This is a genomic window from Streptomyces sp. NBC_01016, assembly GCF_026341035.1.
Classification (GTDB): Bacteria; Actinomycetota; Actinomycetes; order Streptomycetales; family Streptomycetaceae; genus Streptomyces.
Genome location: NZ_JAPEOQ010000001.1, coordinates 897673 through 913336, shown reverse-complemented (window position 1 = coordinate 913336; position 15664 = coordinate 897673). Strand labels below are relative to the sequence as shown.

Annotated in this window: 17 protein-coding genes and 1 pseudogene; 12 read left to right on the top strand and 6 right to left on the bottom strand. The window is 69.4% G+C overall.

Annotated features, from left to right (window positions below; translation table 11 throughout):
- Positions 1 to 225: 225 nt before the first annotated feature.
- The 5 genes and pseudogenes from OG746_RS04315 to OG746_RS04295 all read left to right on the top strand — a co-directional run.
- Positions 226 to 1182, top strand: a complete 957-nt coding sequence (locus OG746_RS04315) for an SRPBCC family protein (protein WP_266711681.1) — start codon at positions 226 to 228, stop codon at positions 1180 to 1182.
- A gap of 70 nt (positions 1183 to 1252) precedes the next feature.
- Entirely contained in the window at positions 1253 to 2047 is a 795-nt protein-coding gene (locus tag OG746_RS04310) for an aldose epimerase family protein (RefSeq protein ID WP_266711679.1), read from the top strand.
- 76 nt (positions 2048 to 2123) lie between these two features.
- Complete coding sequence (gene pyrE, locus OG746_RS04305; protein WP_266711677.1) at positions 2124 to 2684, top strand: orotate phosphoribosyltransferase; 561 nt, start codon at positions 2124 to 2126, stop codon at positions 2682 to 2684.
- A 158-nt stretch (positions 2685 to 2842) separates the two neighbouring features.
- The gene (fbaA, locus tag OG746_RS04300) at positions 2843 to 3874 is read left to right on the top strand and encodes a class II fructose-bisphosphate aldolase (protein WP_266711675.1); all 1032 of its coding nucleotides are present in this window, start codon (positions 2843 to 2845) and stop codon (positions 3872 to 3874) included.
- 125 nt (positions 3875 to 3999) lie between these two features.
- Positions 4000 to 4275, top strand: a pseudogene (locus OG746_RS04295) (DUF3151 family protein); the annotation flags it as partial.
- Between the two features lie 100 nt (positions 4276 to 4375).
- Here the strand turns inward: OG746_RS04295 and OG746_RS04290 are convergent.
- Entirely contained in the window at positions 4376 to 4795 is a 420-nt protein-coding gene (locus OG746_RS04290; RefSeq protein WP_266711673.1) for a DUF3151 domain-containing protein, read from the bottom strand.
- Positions 4796 to 4917: 122 nt separating this feature from the next.
- Here OG746_RS04290 and OG746_RS04285 point away from each other — a divergent pair, with 122 nt between their 5' ends.
- Positions 4918 to 6366, top strand: coding sequence for a recombinase family protein (locus OG746_RS04285; protein ID WP_266711671.1), 1449 nt, complete (start codon positions 4918 to 4920; stop codon positions 6364 to 6366).
- A 438-nt stretch (positions 6367 to 6804) separates the two neighbouring features.
- Here OG746_RS04285 and OG746_RS04280 read toward each other — a convergent pair whose 3' ends face one another.
- The gene (locus tag OG746_RS04280; protein ID WP_266711669.1) at positions 6805 to 7320 is read right to left on the bottom strand and encodes a helix-turn-helix domain-containing protein; all 516 of its coding nucleotides are present in this window, start codon (positions 7318 to 7320) and stop codon (positions 6805 to 6807) included.
- 280 nt (positions 7321 to 7600) lie between these two features.
- On the opposite strand from OG746_RS04280, the gene OG746_RS04275 reads away from it, so the two are divergent.
- From OG746_RS04275 to OG746_RS04255, 5 genes are all read left to right on the top strand, one after another.
- Positions 7601 to 9106 (top strand): DnaB-like helicase N-terminal domain-containing protein, encoded by a 1506-nt coding sequence (locus OG746_RS04275; protein ID WP_266711667.1) that lies wholly within the window; start codon positions 7601 to 7603, stop codon positions 9104 to 9106.
- 264 nt (positions 9107 to 9370) lie between these two features.
- Positions 9371 to 10168, top strand: a complete 798-nt coding sequence (locus tag OG746_RS04270) for a DUF2637 domain-containing protein (RefSeq protein ID WP_266711665.1) — start codon at positions 9371 to 9373, stop codon at positions 10166 to 10168.
- A gap of 108 nt (positions 10169 to 10276) precedes the next feature.
- Entirely contained in the window at positions 10277 to 10930 is a 654-nt protein-coding gene (locus OG746_RS04265; RefSeq protein WP_266711663.1) for a MobC domain-containing protein, read from the top strand.
- Positions 10927 to 12636, top strand: a complete 1710-nt coding sequence (locus OG746_RS04260) for a relaxase/mobilization nuclease domain-containing protein (protein ID WP_266711661.1) — start codon at positions 10927 to 10929, stop codon at positions 12634 to 12636. Before OG746_RS04265 ends, OG746_RS04260 begins: the two co-directional genes overlap by 4 nt.
- Before the next feature lie 133 nt (positions 12637 to 12769).
- A complete protein-coding gene (locus OG746_RS04255; protein WP_266711659.1) occupies positions 12770 to 13327 on the top strand; it encodes a GrpB family protein in 558 nt (185 codons plus the stop codon).
- A gap of 166 nt (positions 13328 to 13493) precedes the next feature.
- Here the strand turns inward: OG746_RS04255 and OG746_RS04250 are convergent, their stop codons facing one another.
- Both OG746_RS04250 and OG746_RS04245 read right to left on the bottom strand, forming a co-directional pair.
- Complete coding sequence (locus OG746_RS04250; RefSeq protein ID WP_266711657.1) at positions 13494 to 13769, bottom strand: hypothetical protein; 276 nt, start codon at positions 13767 to 13769, stop codon at positions 13494 to 13496.
- A gap of 15 nt (positions 13770 to 13784) precedes the next feature.
- On the bottom strand, positions 13785 to 13910 hold the full coding sequence (locus OG746_RS04245) for a hypothetical protein (protein ID WP_266711655.1): 126 nt from the start codon (positions 13908 to 13910) through the stop codon (positions 13785 to 13787).
- A gap of 16 nt (positions 13911 to 13926) precedes the next feature.
- On the opposite strand from OG746_RS04245, the gene OG746_RS04240 reads away from it, so the two are divergent.
- Entirely contained in the window at positions 13927 to 14226 is a 300-nt protein-coding gene (locus tag OG746_RS04240; RefSeq protein WP_266711653.1) for a NucA/NucB deoxyribonuclease domain-containing protein, read from the top strand.
- Positions 14227 to 14276: 50 nt separating this feature from the next.
- Here the strand turns inward: OG746_RS04240 and OG746_RS04235 are convergent, their stop codons facing one another.
- Positions 14277 to 14690: a hypothetical protein gene (locus OG746_RS04235; RefSeq protein WP_266711651.1), complete on the bottom strand. Its 414-nt coding sequence runs from the start codon at positions 14688 to 14690 to the stop codon at positions 14277 to 14279.
- A 194-nt stretch (positions 14691 to 14884) separates the two neighbouring features.
- On the bottom strand, positions 14885 to 15418 hold the full coding sequence (locus OG746_RS04230; protein WP_266711649.1) for a DUF4232 domain-containing protein: 534 nt from the start codon (positions 15416 to 15418) through the stop codon (positions 14885 to 14887).
- Positions 15419 to 15664: the final 246 nt, after the last annotated feature.

Sequence of the window (15664 nt, the reverse complement as noted above, 5' to 3'; positions counted from 1 at the left end):
TCGTCGATACGCGGGGCCGGGGCGGTGTGCGTCCATGCGTAAGGCCGGGGCGGCGCCTGCCGTCGTCGATGTGCGGCGCCGGGGTAGCGCCCGCCGTCGATGTGGTGCAGCCCCCGCGCCCACTCGCGGTCGCGGTAGCACAAGGGCACCCTGGGGCGTTGGAAAGTCGAAAGGCGGAGGGCGAAGGGGGGACACGTGAGCGATGAGGTCGCTAGGCTCGGCGGCATGGAGCATGAGGTGTTCGTTCCGGTTCCGGCGGAGTCACTGCGGGCGGTGCTCTGCGATTCCCAACGCGTCGACCGGGCCCTGCCCGGCTACCAGCGTGACGCCTCCGGTGGCGGAGGCCGGCTGAAGGTACGTATCGGCGGGCACACCATCACGTACCGCGGCGGCGTCACCGTGACGCAGTCGGCGGACGGATCCTTCGCCGTGACGGGTGAAGGCAGCGAGGCCCGCGGCACGGGAGGCGTGAAGTTCGCCCTGACCGCCCGGGTCGCGGCGGCGGCCGGCGGCTCCGCCGTCACCTTCTCCGGCACCGGTTCCGGCGACGGCCGGGTCGCGGAACTGCCGCGCGAGGCCGTGGCGTCGGCGGCCCATCGTCTGCTGAACCGTTTCGCGGAGAACCTGGGAGCGACCGGCCAGGAGCCGGGCTCGGACCCCGACGAGGACATGAGCGTGAGCGCGGACTCCGACGACGACGCGCGCACGGACGTGAGCACGGACCCGGGCGCGGGTACCGGCGCGGACACGGACGACGACGCGGGCGGTGGTCCGGCTGACGACACCGTCGAGGGCTCCGGCAGCAGCTCGGTCGGCGACCCCCGCGAGAGCGCCGCCCACAACGGTTCCGGCGAAGGCGGAGCCGAAGGGGGCGACGACCACTCCTCCGTCTTCGACACCGAGATTCCGCCGCCGTCCCTCGACCCCGACACGGATCTCGCGGCCGCCGACGGACCCGAATCCGACCTCCCGGCGGAGCCGGTCGCCGCGCACGCCCGGCGCACGATGATCGGCCGCAGCGCGGAAGAGGTCGACCACGCGCCGCCGCGCGGCCGGTACGCCCCCGTGCCCGCCCCCGAAGGCGTCACGACCAGCGCCACGCTGCGCTGGGCCGCCCCCGCGGCCGCCGTCGCACTCGCCTCGGCGATCGTCGTCGGCCGGGTCCTGCGCAGGCGCCGCTAGGCCCTCTCCGCACAATCGGCGGAGCCCTGCGCAGGCGCCGGTGGCCCCGCCCCGCATAGGCTCAGGACCCGTGACGACACAGGAGACGACGCTGACCGCGGGCGACGCGGAAGTGACCGTGGCGCCGGGCAACGGCTGCCGTATCAGCAGCCTGAAGATTTCCGGTACCGAGCTGCTGCGGCAGGGCGAGAAGTACGGCTGCTTCCCGATGGTGCCGTGGTGCGGGCGCATCAGGGACGGGCAGTTCCGGGACGGCGGCAAGGTCCATCAGATGCCGCTGAACTCCCCGCCGCACGCCATCCACGGCTTCGGCCGAAACGCCGAGTGGACCACCGCGCGCGCCACCCACACCGAGGCGGCCTTCACGTACGACCTCACCGACCCCTGGCCGTACAGCGGACGCGTCACGCAGCTCGTCTCGCTCACCGAGAACTCGCTGACCCTGTCGATGGGGATCGAGACGTACGGCGACTCGTTTCCCGCGCAGATCGGCTGGCACCCCTGGTTCAACCGGACGGTCACCGACGGCGGCAGCAGCGTGCAGATCGCCTTCGACCCGGCCTGGCAGGAGGAGCGCGGCGCCGACCACCTGCCGACCGGCAAGCGCATCGAGCCCACCCCCGGGCCCTGGGACGACTGCTTCGGGATGCCCGACGGCGTCGACGTCATGCTGTCCTGGCCGGGCGCCCTCCAGCTCGAGGTGAAGAGCCCCGAGCAGTGGGTCGTCGTCTACGACGAGCAGGACGCGGCTGTGTGCGTGGAGCCGCAGACCGGGCCTCCGAACGGGTTGAACACCGCGCCGCGCCTGGTCACGCCCGTGGAGCCGCTGGAGGCGAGCACGACCTGGACGTGGAGCCACCTGTAGAGACGTGGAGCCACCTGTAACGACGTGGAGCCACCTGTAAAACCGGCCCCCGCGCCGGGCCCTTAAGCTCATAGCCATGACTTCGAACGACGTGCGCGACGCGCTGCTCCAGCAGATCAAGGACAAGGCCGTGGTGCACGGCAAGGTGACGCTCTCCTCCGGGATCGAGGCCGACTACTACGTCGACCTGCGCCGCGTCACCCTCGACGGCGAGGCGGCCCCGCTGGTCGGCCAGGTGCTGCTCGACCTGACCGGCAAGCACGGGCTGGAGTTCGACGCGGTCGGCGGCCTCACCATGGGCGCCGACCCCGTCGCCGGCGCGATGCTGCACGCCGCCGCCGCCCGCGGCGAGCGCCTCGACGCGTTCGTCGTCCGCAAGGCCGCCAAGGCGCACGGCATGCAGAAGCGTGTGGAGGGCCCGGAGATCAAGGGCCGTCGCGTGGTCGTCGTCGAGGACACGTCCACCACAGGCGGTTCCCCGCTGGAGGCCGTCGAGGCGGTGCGCGAGGCCGGGGCCGAGGTCGTCGCCGTCGTGACCATCGTGGACCGGGCCACCGGCGCCGCCGAGAAGATCACCGAGGGCGCCGGGGTTCCGTACCTCTTCGCCTTCTCGAAGGACGAGCTCGGACTGGACTGACCCGGACTCACCCGGACCGACCCGGTCCACTTCGCAGGGCTGGAGCATTTGGCCGAGTCTGGAAGGATGGGGTCGACGATGATGTCACCCCCTTGGTGAGGGTCACCCAGAACGACAACCCGAACCCGCAACCCGCGCGCTTTACGAGGAGACGGCAGATGGCCATCGCAACCCCGGACCAGTACAACGAGATGCTCGACCGGGCCAAGGCGGGGAAGTTCGCCTACCCGGCCATCAACGTCTCGTCGACGCAGACGCTGAACGCGGCGCTTCAGGGCTTCGCCGAGGCCGAGTCCGACGGCATCATCCAGATCTCCACCGGTGGCGCCGAGTACCTCTCGGGCCAGGGCGTGAAGGACATGGTCGTCGGCGCCGAGGCGCTCGCCGAGTTCGCGCACGTCGCCGCCGCGCGCTACGGCAACAAGATCGCGCTGCACACCGACCACTGCCCCAAGGGCAAGCTGGACGGCTACGTGCGCCCGCTGCTCGACATCTCCGCCAAGCGCGTCGAGGCCGGCGGCCTGCCGCTCTTCCAGTCGCACATGTGGGACGGCTCGGCCGAGACCCTCGCCGACAACCTCACGATCGCGCAGGAGCTGCTCGCCAAGGCCAAGGCCGCGAACATCATCCTCGAGATCGAGATCACGCCGACCGGTGGCGAGGAGGACGGCGTCTCGCACGAGATCAACGACAACCTCTACACCACGGTCGACGACGCGCTGCGCACCGCCGAGGCCCTGGGCCTGGGCGAGAAGGGCCGCTACGTGCTGGCCGCGTCCTTCGGCAACGTGCACGGCGTGTACAAGCCGGGCAACGTCGTGCTCCGCCCCGACCTGCTCAAGGAGCTGAACGAGGGCGTCGCCGCGAAGTACGGCCAGCCGGCCGGCTCGAAGCCGTTCGACTTCGTCTTCCACGGCGGCTCCGGCTCCACGGTCGAGGAGATCACGACCGCGCTGGAGAACGGCGTCGTGAAGATGAACCTCGACACCGACACCCAGTACGCCTTCACGCGGCCCATCGCGGGCCACATGTTCGAGAACTACGACGGCGTCCTGAAGGTCGACGGCGAGGTCGGCAACAAGAAGACGTACGACCCGCGCGTGTGGGGCAAGAAGGCCGAGGCGAGCATGACCGCCCGCATCGTCCAGGCCTGCGAGAACCTGCGTTCGACGGGTACGCGCATCAAGTAGTCCTCCGTGGGGCCTCCCGCAGGCCCTTCTGTGCAAGGGCCCGGCATCCCCTCGGGGAGCCGGGCCCGTCGCATGTCACGAGGGCGCTCGACGGGTAACCGTCCGGGCGCGGCACACTTGACCCCATGAACCTTCACGAGAACCTCCTCGGCGGTCCGCCCCCGACCGAGCTCCCGGACGACCCGGAGCCCCGCGAGCTGCTCGCGTCCGGCACGGCCCCTGCGGACGTCGCCGCGAAGTACCCCACCTCCTCGCTCGCCTGGGCGCAGCTCGCCGACGACGCGTTCGAGCGTGGCAGCGTCGTCGAGTCCTACGCCTACGCCCGCACCGGCTACCACCGCGGCCTCGACTCGCTGCGCCGTGCCGGCTGGAAGGGCCACGGTCCGGTGCCGTGGGAGAATGGCGGAAGATGTAATCGTGCACTCGGTGCCGCCGCTTCGTAAGAAGCGGCGGCATTTTTTTGTGCTGCTACGGCGGCTGCAACGGCTAACGCCGCGCTGGTCAGCGCTTCAGCGTCGTGTACGCCTCTTCGCTGCTGTCCTTGAGGAACTGCCAGCACCGCTCGGTCTCGTCCTTCTCCTCGATCGCGCCGGCGGCGCGGGCGAGGGCGGCGAGGCAGCGCAGGAACCCGCGATTTGCCTGGTGGTCCCAAGGGACGGGGCCGTGCCCCTTCCACCCCGCCCGGCGCAGCGAGTCGAGCCCTCGGTGGTAACCGGTGCGCGCGTACGCGTACGACTCGACCACACGCCCCGCCTCGAAGGCGTCGTCGGCGAGCATGGCCCAGGCGAGCGAGAAGGTCGGGTACTTGGCCGCGACATCGGCCGGCGACTGGGACTCCTCGCCCAGGAGGCGGTACGCCTCTTCGTTCTCCGGAAGGTACGTCGGGTCCGGTCCACCCAGCAGGTTCTTGTGCGTCGTCATACCGCCAGTCTGCCACTTGCCGCCTGGTGTTCGGGATGGGTGCCGTGAAGCTCGGTCAGGGAGCGAATGGCAGCCAGAAGGGCGGTTGATGTATTCGCTCGCGGTGTGCGACGATCCCGCGCATGGCAGAACGACGGGGCCCCTCCGGTGGCATCCAGGTGGGCATCTACACCCGCATCAGCAAGGACGACGAGGCCGAGGGCCTTGGCGTCGTGCGGCAGGAGGAGGACTGCCGACTGCACTGTGCCGCGCGGGGGTGGGAGGTCGCCAAGGTCTATGAGGACAACGACCTGTCCGCGTACAAGCGCAGGACCGTGCGCCCGGAGTTCCGGAAGATGCTGGAGGACCTCAAGGCCGGGCGTATCGACGGCGTCGTCGCCTGGGACATCGACCGCTTCACACGGCAGCCGCGTGAACTCGAAGCGTGGATCGATGAGTACGAGGACGCCGAGCGCCGCAAGCGTCATCTCGTCTTCGACTCCGTGTCGGCGTCGGACATCGACCTGTCCACGGAGAACGGCCGGTTCATCGCGCGGATCAAGGTCACCATCGCCAATAAGTCGTCGGCGGACACCTCGCGGCGTACGAAGCGCAAGCACCTCGAACTGGCCACGCAGGGAAAGCTGCCGGGCGGCCGGGCTCCGTACGGATGGAACCGTGAGGATCGCAGGACCGTGGTGCCGGAGGAAGCCGAGAACCTCCGCAAGGCGGTGAGGGACTTCCTGGGCGGCATCCGCTGGGCGACGATCGCGCGCGAGTGGCGGGACAAGGGAATTCGGTCGCACAGCGGCGGATTCTTCGACGACTCCAAGATCAAGCGCATGCTGGTGAACCCCCGAATCTGCGGCTATCGCATGCACCAGGGGGAGTTGTTCCTCGATGAACACGGCGAGCCCGTGGTCGGCGACTGGGAACCGGTGGTCACGCCGGACGAGTGGCATCTCCTGATGGACAAGGTCCGGCAGGAGACGGAGGGGCGGGTCGTCCGGGATTACGCCACCAAGTACCTGCTCTCCGGTATCGCCCGGTGCGGTCGATGCGGCACGAAGATGCGCGCCTTCCCGTCGTACCGGAAGTCGAAGACGTCGTCGCAGTTCAGGTACGCCTGCCCCGGGAAGAACGACGGGGGATGCGGGGGAGTGGCCAGGTCGGGGGAGCCGGTCGACCGCCTCATCAGGAACGCCGTGTTCCTCAGCTCGGACAAGGCGCTGACGGATGTCCGGACGCGTGCGCCGGAGTGGACCAAGGAGGAGGAACTTGCCTCCTTGGAAAGGGACATGGCGGAGTTCAAGCAGGCATGGCAGGAGAAGCGGATGTCCGCTGCCCGCTACGTCGCTCTCACCGATGACCTTGAGAAGCAGATGGCGGAGCTCCAGAGGGAGCGTGCCCTGCACCGGGCCGAGGTGGCGACTTTTGCGGCCGGGCCCGTCGACGTACGGGAGCGGTGGGAGGACCTGACGATCGAGCAGCAACGGGCAGCCGTGCTCAAGGTCTTCCGCGCGGTGGTCATCAAGCCGGCGTCCAACGGGCCGGTCTTCGATCCGGCGGACATCGAACCGGTACTCAGGTAGCGGCAGCGTGGGGTGACGAACGGAAGCCGGGGCCCTGCCAGCTTGATTGCTGGCAGGGCCCCGGCTTCCGTTCGTTCACGCCCGTTCTATGCCGAAGATCCGGAGCAGGTCCTCGACCCATTCCTCGTCCCGGTCAGGGAGTTGAGCCTCTACGCGGCGCAGCCACTCGTCCTCGGTCAAAGGGCCGGGCCTCCCTCACCGTTCCCGCTGTGGCCGTCGCGTAGTTGGACGAGCGGCGGTGGGGCAGGGCGAGGGAGTTGGCGGCGTTCGTGCGGAGGCCGAGGTGCGGCGGGGAGGGGGTGACGCAAGAGCGAATCCTCTTCGGGGTCCGGCGGGCGGGGGTGCGGCAACACCGGCCCGCCGATTGATGGCTAGGGATGCGGTTGAGCTGCCCGTGCCGAGGGTTTGCGGGCTCGGCACGGTTGTGGGGTCTGGGGCCTACGCCTCGTCGGCGGGTGCGGCGGTGTCGTGTTCGCCGGGTGGCGGTCCGTATGCCTTCTGTAGGTGCTTGGAGGCTTCGGCTGCGATGGCGTTGGAGACCGCGACGTCGGCTTCCTCGCGGATGTCGGGGTGCCCGGTGAGGTAGGCATCAAGGGCGTCGCGCGCCTCGGTGAGGGTCGCGTTGGCGCGCTGTGTGGCGCGGAAGGCGTCGACGACCTCGTCGATGAGTTCCATGGCGCGGGCCTGGGCCGCGAGCTGCGGCGGGCCGACGAGATTGCGCAGGTCGATGCCGAAGACCTCGGCGAAGCCGATGGCCTCGTCGAGGTTGATGCGGCGTCTGCCGTTCTCGATGCGCCAGACCGCAGACGGGTTCATGTCGAAACCGGCCTCGTTCAGACGGTCGGACAGGGCATTGGTGCTCCAGCCGCGCGTTTCGCGCTCCAGCTTGATGCGCACGGCGACGTTGTTCTCGCCGCTGAGCAGGACGCCCTGTGCCGGGTCTGCATCAGCCACGGCTGATCCTTCCGTTTGTAGTAGTTCTCTGTCATCCGCAGGAACCCCTTAACGGTACCATCCATTCTGCGATACGCAGAGCTGTGCTGCGATCTGCAATTCATGTGGCATGGTGATAGCCCCACACCCCCGACGCGCAGGGGTGCCCGGGCACGAAAAAGCCCCCGGCAGTGCCGGGGGCTTCAAGCGCAAACCTCTCAACCGCCATCCCTAGCGATCAACACGCGAGGCCGGGATTGCCGTCCCGTATGGCCCGCGAGCAGAGGAGCTGCAGCCCAGTATGGCCGATCCCGAACCGAACCGCACCACCCTGCCGCCGATGGAGGCGTCGGAGCCGCCGTACAACGTGGACGCCGAACGCGCGGTGCTCGGTGCCTGCATGCACGACGCCGCCGTCATCGACGCGGTCCGCCCCGTCCTGGGCGACGACGCCTTCTACCGGCCCCCGCACGAGACCATCTGGCGCGCACTCCTCACCCAGCACCGCGAGGACAGGCCGACCGATCCGATCGTGCTGAGCGAGGTGCTCCAGCAGCAGGGCGACCTGCGGCGCGTCGGCGACCGCGTCTACCTGCACCAGCTCGCCGACGCCCTCTACGGCACCACCAGCGCGGAACACCACGCAGAGATCATCCGGCAGAAGGCCGACCTGCGCCGCCTCCTCGCCTCGGCCGTGCGCACCGTCCAACGTGCTCAGGAACCGGGCGCCGACCCCGAGGCGATCCGCAGCGAGGCCGAAACGGAAATGCGCGCCGAACGTGAGCGCGCCCTCTCCTCGGGGCAGGGGCGCCTGTCCCGCTTCGCGGTCGACGGCTGGTGTTTCGTGCGCGAGACCGGCGCGGACGCCGAGCCCCTGTGGGGCACCCGGGAACAGACCGTGTGGGCGCCCGGCGAGAGCCTGATGATCGTCGGTGCACCGGGGGTCGGGAAGACCACCCTGGCCCACCAGGTGATCTTCGCCCGGCTCGGTCTGCAGGAGACGGTCCTGGAGATGCCGGTCGCCCCCAGCAGGCGGGTGCTCTATCTGGCCATGGACCGGCCCAAGCAGATCGCGAAGGCCATGGCACGGCGCGTCTTCGACACCGACGAGACGATCCTCCGGGACCGGCTCGTCGTCTGGCAGGGTCCGCTGCCCGCCACCCTCGACAAGGAGCCCGACCTCCTCGCCGACCTCGCCGCCGCCCACCAGGCCGACACCATCGTGATCGACAGCCTCAAGGACGCGGTCAGCACCATGGTCGACGACAGCCTCGCCGTTGCCTTCCACAACGCCCGCATGCGCGCCCTGCGAGGCGGCGTCGAGATCCTGGAACTGCACCACCAGCGCAAGGCCACCGCCGACGCCCCACGCGGACAACGCCCCAGCCTCGATCAGGTCTACGGCTCCACGTGGCTGACAGCCGGAGCGGGCAGCGTCCTGTTCGTCACCGGCCGGGCCGGCGATCCCGCCGTCACCCTGCACCACTTGAAGACCCCCACCGGTGAGGTCGGCCCGCTGGACGTCACCCACGACCACAAGCGCGGCACCACCACCGTCGACCCCGGCCGCGACCCCGCCGTCCTCCTGCGCAACGCCGTGAACGGAATGACCGTCCGCGAGCTTGCCGCCATCCTCACCGGCGGCGCCGAGCCCGAGCGCGCCGACGTGGAGAAGGCACGCCGCCACCTGACCCGCCTCGTCGACACCGGCCTGGCCACCCGCGCCGACGGCATCGCCGGAGGATCCGGAGGCGGCCAACAGGCCCGCTACTACGCCTCCGCACGCCACCTCACCGCCGTCGGCTGAACCACCCACAGCCCCTGCAAAGCGTTCACGCGACCGTACACGCGCCCCTCACGCGAAACCGGCGCCGTGAACCGCTCGCGGCGTACACGGACACGGCAAAACCGCAGGTCAAACGATCACGGGACCGTACACGGCGTACACGCACCCGAGCGTTCACGCGCGGGCCCCCCTTTAGAAGGGGGGCCCGCGTGTACGCCCCCTCGCGTGACCCCGCGTGAACGCTCCCCTCACAGTCCCGCAAAGCATCTTTCTGGAGTTCGAACCTTGCCCTCCCGCACCACCCCGACCGCAGGCACCGCAGCGATCCGCGCCGGCATCGCCCTGCTCGCCGCGTTCGCCTTCGCCCTCTCCTACGACGCCCTGCGACAGATGGCCGTCGCCATCCACATCCGCGGACTCCTCACCTACGCCTTCCCCCTCGTCATCGACGGGTTCATCGCCATCGGCGTCGGCGCCCTCCTCATGCTCCGCACCGCCCCCACCCCCTCACGCGCCTACGTATGGGCCCTCGTCGGCGCCGCCACCGTCACCAGCATCTGGGCCAACGCCCTGCACGCCGTACGCCTCAACGAACTCGACCGGCACAGCGACAGCCTCCAGCTCGACGACCTCACCGTCGGAGCCCTCTCAGCCATCGCCCCACTCGCCCTCGCCGGCGCCGTCCACCTCTACCTCGTCGTCCGCCGCCACCCCACGCCCTCCCGGCGCGACTCGGCAGACCAGCCCTCCGTCGACGTGGCGGCCGCGACCGCTGACGTGGCATCCGGCGCCATCAGCGCCGCGTCGAGTAACGCCAAGATGGCTGAGGCCTCCAAAGTGCGCACTCCGGCCAACGAGTTGGCGCTCGACTCCGCCTCGGCAGACCGGTTCGGCATCGCCCGCGCCGCTCCCCTGGGCCGCAACGAACGCGCCTCCCGCCGCCACATCGAGGCCACCTTCCGCGACAGGGGCCTCACCATCGGGCGACAGGAGGCGGACCGGCTCAAGGACTTCGTCCAGGCCGAACTCGACACCGCCGCCCCCGAAACCGAGCAGAACGCGATCACCGTCGACGCTGTCTGACGCTCTCGACCGAGCCAAGCCTTCCCCGATCGCGTGTCCCCGTGCCCACCTGCGCGGGGACACCGAGCCTTCCGCCGGGCACTGCCCCGCCTCACGGAGAACCAGCCCATGCACAACGCCCCGTACCACGAACCGCACACCGCTCAGCAGGAGATGAGCACCAGCCTCAACGGCGGAGCAAGGTATCCCGTTGGACCGTCCAAGGGCCGGTCCAACGGGGGAGCCTCCGCCCCAGGGGTGGCGGAGGCACGCGGGCGCCAGGGGGCGCCCACTTCGGAGAAGCCTCTCGTCGACGCCGAACTGCCGCTGCCGCGTGCCGCCGACGAAGCCGCCGTGCACCGCGTCGCCCGCCGTCGCAGCCGCATGCCCGTGCAGCGCACAGACCGCGTCGACGTGCGCTACAGCGCCGACGAGAAGGCCGTCATCCTGGCCAAGGCCCGGTCCCTGAACATCGCGGCCGCCCACTACGTCGGCGCCCTCGTCATGGCCCACATCAACGGTGACCTCGGCTTCACTCTCCCCGGCCAGCGCACCCAGCTCGACGACTACATCGACGAGCTCAACGCCCTGCGCGAGCAGGTCACCAAGATCGGCCGCAACGTCAACCAGATCGCCTGGAGGCTCAACTCCGGCGGCAATCCACACCCTGGGGACAGTGCCCTGCTGGCCCAGACCGATCGCACCCTGGACGCCGTCGGCACGGCGGTCCGCCACATCGCGAACGCCGCGAACCAGGCCGCCACCAACGAGGCGGCCGAATGATCGCGAAGATCACGGGCGGCAAGAGCACCGCCGGCCTCATTCGCTACCTGTACGACACCAAGAAGGCCACCGACCACCACGACCCCCACCTGGTCGCCTCCTGGGACGGCTTCGCCCCCGACCCCGGCCGCACCACCGACGACCCCGACACCACCCGCAAGCAACTCGTCGCGGACCTCGACCTGCACGTCAAACAGGCCGAACGCCTCGGCCGCGCGCCCGAACGCCACATGTGGCACTGCTCGATCCGCGCCGCCACAACCGACCGCCACCTCACCGACGACGACTGGGCCGACATCGCCCGCCGCGTCGTCGCCACCACCGGCATCGCTCCCGCAGGTGATCCGGACGGCTGCCGCTGGGTCGCCGTGCGCCACGCCGACGACCACATCCACATCGCCGCCACCACGATCCGCGCCGACCTGCGCCCGGCCCGTCACTGGAACGACTACCTCACCGCCGACCGCGAACTCGCCAAGATCGAGAAGGAGTACGGCCTGTTCCAGGTGGTGCGCGGTGACCGCACGGCCGCCAAGCGACCCACCCGCGCCGAACAGGAGAAGGCCAAGCGCGCAGGACAGCCCAGTACCACTCGCGAGCGCCTGCGCACCACGGTCCGTACCGCAGTGGCCGCCGCCCGCGGAACCGAGGAATTTCTCGACCTGCTCGCTCACACCGACGGCGTCCAGGTCGACGTGAAGCACTTCCCCTCCGGCGACATCCGCGGTTTCACGGTCGCTCTCACCGGCGACACCAACCAGGCCGGCGAGCCGATCCGGTTCTCCGGCTCCGAACTCGCACCGGACCTGTCCTTCCCGAAGATCAAGAAGCGACTCGACGACCTCGCCTCGCGCGCCGACGGTCAGACGGCCGCGTGCCGCACGGGCCCCTGGCACCAGGCAACTGCCGCCACCGAACGCATCCCCCACCACCTCGACGGCAACGCCGATGACGAGGCCGCCCAAGCCCACATCAACGCCCTCGGCGAAGCCCTCGACACCCTTCCCCTCATCGCGCCCGCACCACTGCGGACCCAACTCCATGGAGCATCAAGGGAGTTTGAGCGAGCGACTCGCTCCCGCATCCGGGCCGATCACCAGCATGCTCGCGCCCTGCGCAGTGCGGTCCGCGCGATTCTGCGCGAGCCCACGTCGAAGGACGGCGCCGTCCTGGCAATGTTCCTCGACGCCGCACTCCTGGCCGTGATCGCCGCCGCCCGCTGGCACCAGCTCCGCCACCACGACCAGCAGGCCGCCGCCGCTCAGCGCACCCAGCTTGAGCTCCAGGCCGCCTACGACGAAGCGGCTACTGCACCCCTGGCCGCTCTCGCTCAGCAACGGCCGCCCCGCCCCACCGTCGAACGGCACATCCGCCTGGTCCACGATGTCGTACCCGAGTACGCCGAGAAGATCGTGGGGGACGCGGCCTTCGACGCGCTCACCGCGACCTTCACCCAAGCCGAGAAGGCCGGGCACAACCCCGAGGAGGTCTTGCGCAGCGCCGTCGGCCGACGCCCGCTTGCCGACGCCGACCGACCGGCCCGGGTCCTCACCTGGCGCATCCAACGCCTCGCCGCACGACAAGCACCCAGCGCACGCGCCCTTGCGGCACAGGCCCGCAGCGATCACCGGGCCCACGTGGCACCCAGCCCGCAGGTACAGCCCGCGTCCGTCTCGCCCCTACCCCGACCAAGCCGTGCCCGTTGAGCACCCTGACGGCACGGACAGCCACTGGCAGGTGCCTGGATGACTGTGAACCCAAGGCTCGTAGCTGTAGGCCGCGGGCGAATTGGCATGGACCGGGGAACAGACCGTCATCCCGCTGGGCTGTAATGGAGTCATGGGCGATCAGACTGAGTTGATAGGCGGCCAGGAAAAGCGCGAGATCCGGGTTGTCGCCTACGACCCGGCATGGCCGGTCGCGTTCGAGCGGGAACGGCGACGCATCGTCGACGCGGTGGGCCCGGTGGTCCGGCGGGTCGACCACGTCGGTTCGACGGCCGTGCCCGGGCTGGTCGCCAAGCCCATCATCGACATCGACCTGAGTGTGCCGGACGTCGATGACGAGGCTGCCTATCTCCTGGCCTTGGAGAGGGCCGGATACGGCCTGCGCGTGCGCCAGCCCGGCCACCGCATGGTGCGCACCCCCGACCTGGGCGTCCAAGTGCACATCTGCACGGCCGGAAGCGAGTGGGAGCGCCGTCACCTGCTGTTCCGCGACTGGCTGCGCAGGGATGCCGCCGACCGTGCGGCCTACGCCCGGCACAAGCAGCACCTGGCCGAGCAGGACTGGCCCGACATGAACGCCTACGCGGCGGCCAAGGGCCCGCTGATCGCCGAGATCAGCGAGCGGGCCGAAGCCTGGGCGGGAGCCTCAGGCTGGACGCCCGGCATCTGAGCCCGGGAACCGAACCTGCCTCGCTGAGGATCCCTCGCTGGTGTCGCATGCCGCTGCCACCGCCCGCCCAGCACATGCAAGACGTTCCCGCTTCATCTTGGACGTCAGCGGGGAGCACGCGACGCATGCTTCCGCAGCACCCGGGACTGGGAGGGGTCTGGGCAGATCAGCTTTTCGGGAGGCGGTCCTGTTCGCGTTGCAGGGCGGCGAAGTCGTCGGAGACGGCGTAGGTGCGCGGCAGTGGGGCGCCTCGTTCGTGGCGGACTGTGCGGGGGACGTAGAGGCTGTTGAGCATCCAGGGTTTTGTCTTCTCGTCGATGTCCCGCACGGATGCCTTGCCCTGCACCATGCCGTAGGTGGCGGCGGCCAGGCGTCCCGTCTCCCGGTAGGCGGTCACCTGGTCCCGCATGAAGTGCTTGTGGTCCTCGAACCACGGGCTCATCCGCAGGAAGTCCCGTCATTGCTCCTCGGTGATCGGGCGTTCGGCGGCGGCCTTGAGGAACTGCCATACCCGGGTGTCACGGCCGAGGCCGAGTTCCTTGCCGTGGGCGGTGACGAATGGGGCGGACAGGGGCTTCGGCATCTGTTGCTGGTAGTGGTTGACCAGGGAGAACTACCGGCTGTACTCGAAGTGGGACGCCACGGCGGACGGCCAGTACAAGAACAACCGCAACACCACGGCCCGTGAATGCAAGAAGCTGCCACCGCCCAACGCGGACGAACAGTGCGACGAATTCCCCTTCGCCGCAACCTGGGAAGGAAGCGGTGCGGGAAACGGCAACTACTCCTTGAAGTACGTGCCGGGTACTGACAACTCCAAGGCCGGAGCAGCCCTGGCAGCGTTCTACAAGGCGCAGAGAGTCCTGCACACCGACGCGTTCCAGGTTCGCATCACCTGAGAGCGCACGGTGGGTGGCGCGATCGCAGATCGCGCCACCCACCCGCCGGCTCACCACAGTTGGATGAGGAATGCGTCGTTCTGCTCTTCCATCTGGACTTGGCGCCGCAACAGCCGAACCGAGTACGTGCGCTCCTGGAGCTCGAGTCCGGTCGACTCGAAGCCCTGTGTGAGAGAACAGACAGCCAGATCAGTACCGGTGCTGTGGTAGACGGCCCTACCGGCCGTCGCCCACCCTGCCTGCTCACGAGCGTCGGGCGCGCCGCTCAGTACCTGAACCGTGACGTCAGCGTCGTGATCGATCGAGGGGCTGACGATGAGCAAAGCGCCGCGACCGGCAACCAGAGGGCCTGAGTCCAGGTCAAGTTCCGTCCAGGGCTCCTCGCCGACGGTGGCGTCCTCCTGCGCCCCGAACAGAGAATTCTCTACGCACACGGTGCCCGACCACGTCCCCACGATTTCCATCCCGTCAGTCTGCCTGCTCAAGGCCACGGATGGCTCTCTCCCTGCGCTGCTCCCGCCGACAGCTGCGGCAGCAGGTCCGTCACATTGACATCACACGTCACCAGCGTGCCGTGCCGATCCAGCCGGCCGAGCGGAAACCGGGCAGTCGATCAACGCCTACGAAAATCTTGGAAGAGCCGAGAGCCACACCCAACTCAGATGGTGGGCGGAGCGTCGCTCCACGCCGTGACTGACAGATCGCCGTTGTCCACGTCTTGCTTGAAGGCCACGGTGCTGTGCGAATTGCCGCCCGTAGGCGATATCTGCAGGTAGCGGGCGGCTGCAGTATCAGCTCCGGTATGCGTCCACACGAGGTCGGCGTAGGCCGAGTCGCCGGCCTGCAGGGTGACATCGTGCCGCCCGGGGTCCGCGGCGAAATAGGTGTCGCTGTGTTCGGTCTGCGTCGTCAGCGCGGTGTGGCCGCTGCCTTCCAGGGCGAGGCCCGCGTAGCCGGAAATCACGCAAGTGACGTTTCCGGTGTTGGTGAGCTTCAGGAACGTCCCGGCATGGTTCATGCCCGCCTGTTCGGTCCCGAGCTGCGTCGTGGTCGCCTTCAGAGTGCCCGGCTGGCATTCCTGCGTGGCTCGCGTCGCGGACGATGTGGCGTCAGATGCGAGAGCCGTCCCCGTTCCCGCGGCAGCGAAAGCGACCGCGGCGGTGACGGCGATGGTGGCGCGCGAGATGACCATGTTCGTTCCTCCTTGCAGTTCGTGCTCACGTACGGAGGCAGTCGCAACTTCCTCTGCACTGGCGTCTTGCCACGAGGCTCACCACCAATGTCACCAAACGGTCACAAGAGGACAGGGTGGGTAAATACTCGGACTGAGATGGTCGGTTATCGACCACCGCGTCTGGCCGAATGGGTGCGGGGCAATCGCGGCCCGCGCCTACGACCTGGCATCGATCTCCGCGGTCAGCGACTCGATACTCTGCCG

Coding starts and splice junctions, on each gene's coding strand:
- OG746_RS04315 (WP_266711681.1), top strand. CDS start 226: ATGGAGCATGAGGTGTTCGTTCCGGTTCCGGCGGAGTCACTGCGGGCG.
- pyrE (WP_266711677.1), top strand. CDS start 2,124: ATGACTTCGAACGACGTGCGCGACGCGCTGCTCCAGCAGATCAAGGAC.
- fbaA (WP_266711675.1), top strand. CDS start 2,843: ATGGCCATCGCAACCCCGGACCAGTACAACGAGATGCTCGACCGGGCC.
- OG746_RS04290 (WP_266711673.1), bottom strand. CDS start 4,795: ATGACGACGCACAAGAACCTGCTGGGTGGACCGGACCCGACGTACCTT.
- OG746_RS04285 (WP_266711671.1), top strand. CDS start 4,918: ATGGCAGAACGACGGGGCCCCTCCGGTGGCATCCAGGTGGGCATCTAC.
- OG746_RS04275 (WP_266711667.1), top strand. CDS start 7,601: ATGGCCGATCCCGAACCGAACCGCACCACCCTGCCGCCGATGGAGGCG.
- OG746_RS04265 (WP_266711663.1), top strand. CDS start 10,277: ATGCACAACGCCCCGTACCACGAACCGCACACCGCTCAGCAGGAGATG.
- OG746_RS04260 (WP_266711661.1), top strand. CDS start 10,927: ATGATCGCGAAGATCACGGGCGGCAAGAGCACCGCCGGCCTCATTCGC.
- OG746_RS04255 (WP_266711659.1), top strand. CDS start 12,770: ATGGGCGATCAGACTGAGTTGATAGGCGGCCAGGAAAAGCGCGAGATC.
- OG746_RS04250 (WP_266711657.1), bottom strand. CDS start 13,769: ATGAGCCCGTGGTTCGAGGACCACAAGCACTTCATGCGGGACCAGGTG.
- OG746_RS04245 (WP_266711655.1), bottom strand. CDS start 13,910: ATGCCGAAGCCCCTGTCCGCCCCATTCGTCACCGCCCACGGCAAGGAA.
- OG746_RS04235 (WP_266711651.1), bottom strand. CDS start 14,690: ATGGAAATCGTGGGGACGTGGTCGGGCACCGTGTGCGTAGAGAATTCT.
- OG746_RS04230 (WP_266711649.1), bottom strand. CDS start 15,418: ATGGTCATCTCGCGCGCCACCATCGCCGTCACCGCCGCGGTCGCTTTC.